Genomic DNA, 6,595 nt, shown 5'->3' on the forward strand with positions numbered 1-6,595 from the left:
GCGCAAGGCAAATATGTTTGTATGGGCTATAGCATGACCGCAATCAATATGGGATTATAACTAATAACTTATATGCGGTCATACTTCTTCAGGCTTCAAAAGTGAGATGCACCCTTTAAACAAGAGCCTCAAAGAAGACAGTCCGATCGAATCGATCGGGCTAATCCACAGATCCTAGGAGTGATTAAAATCCCCGTCTCATAGCTAAAGTCGGTTAAAACCGACTGAATAGCCAAATCAAACCATCATTCATTTCAGTCCTCGACCGAGGACTTTAGCTATTAGACAGGGGTTTAAACCCCTGTCGGACTGACGGGTAAGCCGTAAAACTGGTGGACTAACTGTCAACTGTCAACTGTCAACTGTCAACTGTTTTATTGTTCATTCCCAACCAAAAGAGCATAAGCTCCTCCCAGCTTTTGCAACTCCTCGTGAGTGCCTCTCTGAACAACCTTTCCCCCTGCGATCATAATAATTTCATCGCAATCTCGAATCGTACTCAAACGGTGAGCAACCACAATACAAGAAGTACCGCGACGCCGCAAATTGCGATCGATAATTAACTCAGTTTCAGCATCCAGAGCACTTGTTGCTTCATCCAACACCAACACTGCCGGATTTCTGACTAAAGCCCTAGCAATTTCCAAGCGCTGCCGCTGTCCGCCGCTCATATTTGTTCCCCCTTCATTTAATTGAGCATCGTATCCTCCCGGCATATTCAAAATCAATTCGTGAATTGCCGCATCAACGCAGGCTTGCACTAAATCTGCTTCCGGTACTGTCGGGTCCCAAAGCGTCAGATTTTCCCGCACAGTGCCGGCAAATAGAAAAATCTCTTGTTCGACCATTGCCAGCGAATTTGCTAGGATAGAACGGGGAATCAAATTGCGAGCAACCCCGTCAAATAAGATTTCGCCATTCATCGGTTGGTAAAGTCCGGTGACAAGTTTGGCAATAGTAGATTTACCAGAACCGCTGCCCCCCACTAACGCTACCCGCTGACCCGGTTTTACGCTTAAGTTCAAGTTGTCAATTAGCGGCGCTTCCAAGCGGCTGTAGCCAAAGCTGACACTCCGCAATTCAATCGATCCTTGCAGGTCAAAAGCATCTGCTGCGAGGGCGCTGCGGCTGTTTTGATTGTAAAAAGCATCGCGATCGGCTTCGGGGTCGATCGGGTTTTGCAGAACGTCATCGAGTCGGCTTAAATCGGCTTCTAATTCTTGCAAAGTGCTGCCAAAATTGACTAGATTGTTAACAGGTCGGAGGAATTGCTGAGTGAGACTTTGGTAAGCAATTAACATCCCAATACTCAAACCGCCGTGCATCACCCGCAAGCCGCCGACAACTAAGATAGCAGTTGCTGCTAATGCTGTTAAAAATGCTGGTAATATTGATAGAATTTGAGTGGGTAGAGCTAATTCTTGCTGGGCGTTGCTCATTTTGGCATAGTACCCGGCAAACTTAGAAAATAAGTCGAATTCTAAACCGCTAGCTTTGACAGTTTCGATCGATTGAATGCCCGCGATCGCCGCACCGCCAACCTTACCTGTTTCCTGAGCCAATCTGGTATTGGCATCGACGCGACTGCGGGATAAAGATTGCAGTGCCAAAAAGTTTAAAGCTGCAAAAACAGCGGCGACACAGGTCAGAACCCAGTCGTACATAACCATAATTATCGCATAGAAAACCATCATCACCGCGTCGATCGCAGTTGCAGCAAGTTTCCCCGATAAAATATCAGCAACCTTATCATTAACTTGGCAGCGGCTGCTAATTTCCCCGGCAAACCGCTGGGCGTAAAATCCTACCGGCAAGCGCAAAGTATGCCAGAGAAACTGTCCCGACATCGAAATCGCCAGCTTGTTTGCCAACCGTCGCAAATAGAAAAGCCGCATCCGCGCTAGCAGCCCTTGAATAGCAGCGGCAAACAGCATTCCCAGTATTAAAGGTCGCAGCCACTCGTGACGGTTTTCGACCAGGATTTCATCCACAAAAATTTGGGTAAATGCCGCGCCAGCTAAACGGGGAACAGTCAGTAATAAACCAGCAATTAAACAAAATGCGATCGCCCAGCGGGAACTTTGCAATCGGGAATCTAAAGCACTGGCAATACTCGGTTTTTTTCCGCCTTTTTTAAACTCCGGCCCGGGTTCAAAAGTCAAAACAACGCCAGTGTAAGCCGAGTTAAATTCTTCTAGGGAAACAGTCCTCGGCCCCGATGCCGGATCGTTGAGGTACACCCGCTTTTTCTTCATCCCCTCGACGACTAAAAAGTGATTGAAATTCCAAAAAACAATAAAAGGCGGCGGCACAGTTTTTAATTCATCAACTGTTTTTTTAAACCCTCTAGCATCTAAGCCATAAATTCGGGCTGCTTTGAGGATATTAGAAGCTTTACTGCCATCGCGAGAAACGCCGCACTCGCTCCGCAATTGGGCTAAAGGTATGGGGCGAGAAAAGTAACTCAAAATAATTCCTAAAGCAGCCGCACCGCATTCTACAGCTTCCATTTGTAGCAGTGTAGGAGTGCGAACTCGCCTTAAATGGCGCGGCGTAAAAAACTTGTCAATCCAGGGAATTTTCATCGGTTATTAATGGGTAATTAGATTCTGTAGGTTGGGTAGAGCGCTTCGCGAACCCTCCGTTTCACTCCGCCCAACGCCTGACTACATATTTTGAATTTCATTCGTTTGAGAACCTTTGAAGTGTTGGGCGGAACGTAGTGGAGGGTTCGTTACCTCAACCCAACCTACATATTTTGAATTTCACTGTAGGAACACTCCAAGAGCCCAAGGCGTGTCAATAACCAGGTAAAACCCATAGTCCGGCAAGGGTTGAAACCCCTGCCTCAAAGCTCAAGTCCTCTCAAAGAGGACTCAAGAACTCATTAGTCCTCTTTCAGAGGACTTTAGCTATTAGACAGGGGTTTAAACCCCTGGCGGACTGACGGGTAAGCCGTAGAACTGGTGGACTAAAAGCTTAAGTTGACACCAATGCCCTACGGGATATCTTTCATTAATAAACCCCAGTCAAAGACCTAAAAATAGGAATCACGTAAGAAATCGGCGCTAACTGCCCGATTTGCACCCGAACTAGCGCCGTAGTACCGGGAGAAATCTTCAGAGGAGGCCCGTTCGAGGACGACCATTTGTAACCGCTGACAGTGTTCGGATCTTCTTGCAATTCCACAAAAACTTGCACGGGAGCACCGCCACCAGCTATGCTTTTCGCGATGCTGTCAGCCAAGTTTTCATTGCCGATAATTGCCGACATATCTTGATTGGTAACTGGAAAAGGAGAAACTTGGGTTACTTTGCCGACAATGCCGCCGTAGCGCTCCCGCTTGACGACGCTAGGGGTAACTTGTACGGTCATTCCAGGTTTAATTTGCTTGCCGTCTCTGTCAGCCAAATAGACAAGACTGACCATTTTTTCACGATTAGTTTTAGCTTCGACAGTCCCGATTTTTGTACCGATGTTCAACATTTGACCGGCAACAGCGCTAACTTCTAAAACGCGGCCGTCATATTGGCTGGTAACTTTGCTTTCGGTAGCTAACTGATTCTGTAAGTGGGAAATTTTACGTTTAACTTCCTGAATTTGATTCGTTTGGGCGATCGACTTTTCTAAATCTTGTTGAGCTAGTTTGACCGCTTGGGTTTGGATGTTTTTAATCTTAGTTTTGATTTCGTCAATTTTGTTCAGGTTTTGCAGGTAATCCCGTTCGGTGTTACTTTTCTGAACTTTAAGTTCTTGGAGATTGTTCTTAATTTCATTCAGGCGGTTGACATTTTGCAGGTAATCTCGTTCGGTATTGGTAGTTTCAATCTGGAGTTGCTGCCGACTGTTTTTGATTTCGTCAATTTTATTGAGATTTTGCAGGAATTCGCGATCGCTATTAGTTTTCTGAACGTCGAGTTCCTTTAACTGCGTTTCAATATCCGCCAATTGCATCTGAGAGTCCGCGAATTCCTGTCTCGCTTGCAGCCATAAATCCTGACTGATAGCCCTCTCTTGTTCGTAAAGAACGCGCCGAGTTTCAAACCGCTGCTGCAAAGTTTCGACCAAAGAATTGATCTGCTGCTTTCGCTGCAAAAGGCTGTCGCGTTTTTTGACGATCGCCGCCAGAGTTTGCTGTCGCAGTACCGGCGCAACTTGTTCTCGCCGCAAACTTTCTTCCAAACTTTGGCGTTTTTCTGCTAATGCTGCCAGAGTTTGCTGTCGCAGTACCGGGGCAATTTGTTCTCGGCGCAAACTTTCCTCCAAACTTTGGCGTTTTTGCTCTAATGCCGCCATACTTTGCTGGTGCAGTACAGGCGCAACTGACTCTCGATTCAAGCTTTCCTGAAGGTCTTTTTGCTGCTGTTCTAGGATTTTTAATTCTAGGGAAATCTGCTGTTTTTGCAGCTTGTTAGTATCTTGCTTTTGCCCTTGCAGTTCGGCTAATTTTGCTTTCTCTTGTTCTAGCTGCTGCTTGAGGTCGAGTTTATCAACTTTGCCGATTTCCTGACCTCGTTTAACAACATCTCCTGGTTTGATATTCAGCTTTACCAATTGACCAGAACTAGCAGCTTGAAATTGCACGACGCGGCGGGGTAGAAGCAATACGCCTTGACCGGAAACAGTCAGCGGAATTCGCCCGATCGCACTCCAAACCCCCGCAGTCGCAACTAAACAGCCAATTGCAGTTAGCGGCAGCCACGATCGAGGGCTAACCACCTGCATCATTTGGTCTAGGCGTTCCGGTGAAGATAAGCGATCGATCGCTTCGGTAGTGAAAAGTTTGTTTTGTTTTACTTGCATCAGCTACTCCTTTCGTAACGGGCGATCGTGCTGCAAGCTGGGGTGTATTTAAAGTCGATTGACCGCGATTGGTAAGGTTTGTAGTGGGGAATGCAAGTCCTCTGTATAGCGGAAGAAAGTCCTCACTACAAACCGTTTTCGATCGCGATCGATCGAACACGATATGACTTGAATCTTTTCACTTTTGTTTGCAGCTTGCCTGTAAAATTACTGTACGACAATTAACCGCCCCGATGCCTAACCAGCAGTAGAGTTTTCAGCTAATAAAAAGACTAGCTTGCAGTCTGTCTTCAGACGGGGGAATTACCCGAACTTTCGGCTAGGTATCGCCCGCAACTTGAAGCTAGCGGTATAGTGAAGGTAGTGTTAATCTGGGATGTTGTTGATTTTTATGGTTGTCATATTTTGAGGATATTGCATTTTTTTTGCGAGTTAAGACCAGCCAAAACAGCCGAGCGATCAATTTTAAATTTGAGATTTTAGATTGGAGTCCACAGCTTAGATTTCAGAAGCCAAGACAGGTTTTCCAGTCAATACAGCTTGTTCGATAATGTCAGCGGCGCGCTTGACTCCACCCGATCGCGCGATCGCCCCTTGCATCTCGATCGCCCTTTGTTTATACGACTCTTGGGTGAGGACTGTCTCAATTGCCGATCGCACTTTAGGAACGCTCAATTCCTTCAAAGAGATCGCTTCACCAACACCCGTATAAGCAATCCGCGCCGCCACTCCCGGCTGATCGTTAGCAACAGGAATTGCCACCATCGGTACTCCATTGCTCAAAGATTCCAAAGTTGTATTCATCCCGGCGTGAGTAATCGTAAGAGCAGCTTTTTGCAGCAATTCTAATTGCGGTGCATAGCCAACCGCGATCGGATTTCCCGGCAATTGCGGCAAGGATTCTGGACTCGCGCCACCTCCCAGAGAAATCACCAATTGAGCATCTAATCCTTCACAAGCAGAGGCGATCGTTTGAAAAACCTCCAACAAGCGATTTTGAATCGTTCCCATCGAGGCATAAATCAACGGTTTGCCGGTTAATTGTTCAAAGGGAAAAGGCACTGGTTTGCGAGTAGCTGGATTGTGATAAGGGCCGGTGAAATGGAAATGTGGGGGTAAATTTTGCCTGGGAAAGTCAAATTCAGGCGGTTGCTGGGTGATTTGAGCGAGTTTAGAGTAATAATCATTTGGCAGATCGTAGAGAGCTAATTGCCATTTTCGGCGATACTCGGAGATGCCTTCTCGAATCGAGCTACCAAGCAAACGTAATAACTTATAGCTAACTTGATTGCGGAGGCGGGTTGCCAAATTTAGATTATATTGCCAGGAGGTACAAATGGGAGGAATATTTGGTTCCTGATTCATCATCAAAGCGCTGCAAATTGTGATATAAGGAATGTTTAAAAAGTCGGCAATTGTTCCTCCTTCGAGTGAAACTTGGTCTACTAACAAAGCTTCTACACCAGCTTGTTTAATAGCGATGGGAGCTTCTCTGAGAATAGCAGTCGAAGTCTTGGCAACTTCCTTAAGAGTATGTCGCAATGCCGCAAGTCCGCTAAGTTTTCCGCGTTGGGTAAGAATTTCTGCGAACCAGCCAACGGGAAACTCATCTTCAGCTAACGGATGAAATTCTAATCCGCTGGCTATAGTTTTTGCTTGAGCATCGGGGAATCCAAATACTGTGACTCGATGGCCGCGGCGAAGCAGTTCACTACCTAATGTTGTCATGGGGTTGAGGTGGCCAGTGACTGGTGGACAGAGAATGCCGAAGTGTGTCATTAGTTAAGGCTCC

3 protein-coding genes are annotated in these 6,595 nt (G+C 46.4%); all 3 read right to left on the bottom strand.

The features are described 5' to 3' along the window. Positions 1 to 374: 374 nt before the first annotated feature. The 3 genes from QT974_RS28930 to QT974_RS28940 all read right to left on the bottom strand — a co-directional run bounded on the left by QT974_RS28930 (position 375) and on the right by QT974_RS28940 (position 6,582). The gene (locus QT974_RS28930; RefSeq protein WP_333471833.1) at positions 375 to 2,585 is read right to left on the bottom strand and encodes an NHLP family bacteriocin export ABC transporter peptidase/permease/ATPase subunit; all 2,211 of its coding nucleotides are present in this window, start codon (positions 2,583 to 2,585) and stop codon (positions 375 to 377) included. Positions 2,586 to 3,015: 430 nt separating this feature from the next. Next, positions 3,016 to 4,803 carry an NHLP bacteriocin system secretion protein gene (locus QT974_RS28935; RefSeq protein ID WP_333471834.1) on the bottom strand — a complete coding sequence of 596 codons (1,788 nt, stop codon included), beginning with the start codon at positions 4,801 to 4,803 and terminating at the stop codon, positions 3,016 to 3,018. Positions 4,804 to 5,301: 498 nt separating this feature from the next. After that, positions 5,302 to 6,582, bottom strand: coding sequence for a glycosyltransferase (locus tag QT974_RS28940; protein WP_333471835.1), 1,281 nt, complete (start codon positions 6,580 to 6,582; stop codon positions 5,302 to 5,304). Positions 6,583 to 6,595: the final 13 nt, after the last annotated feature.

Source organism: Microcoleus sp. BM001215392, from assembly GCF_036700185.1.
In the GTDB taxonomy this organism is placed as follows: domain Bacteria; phylum Cyanobacteriota; class Cyanobacteriia; order Cyanobacteriales; family Microcoleaceae; genus Microcoleus.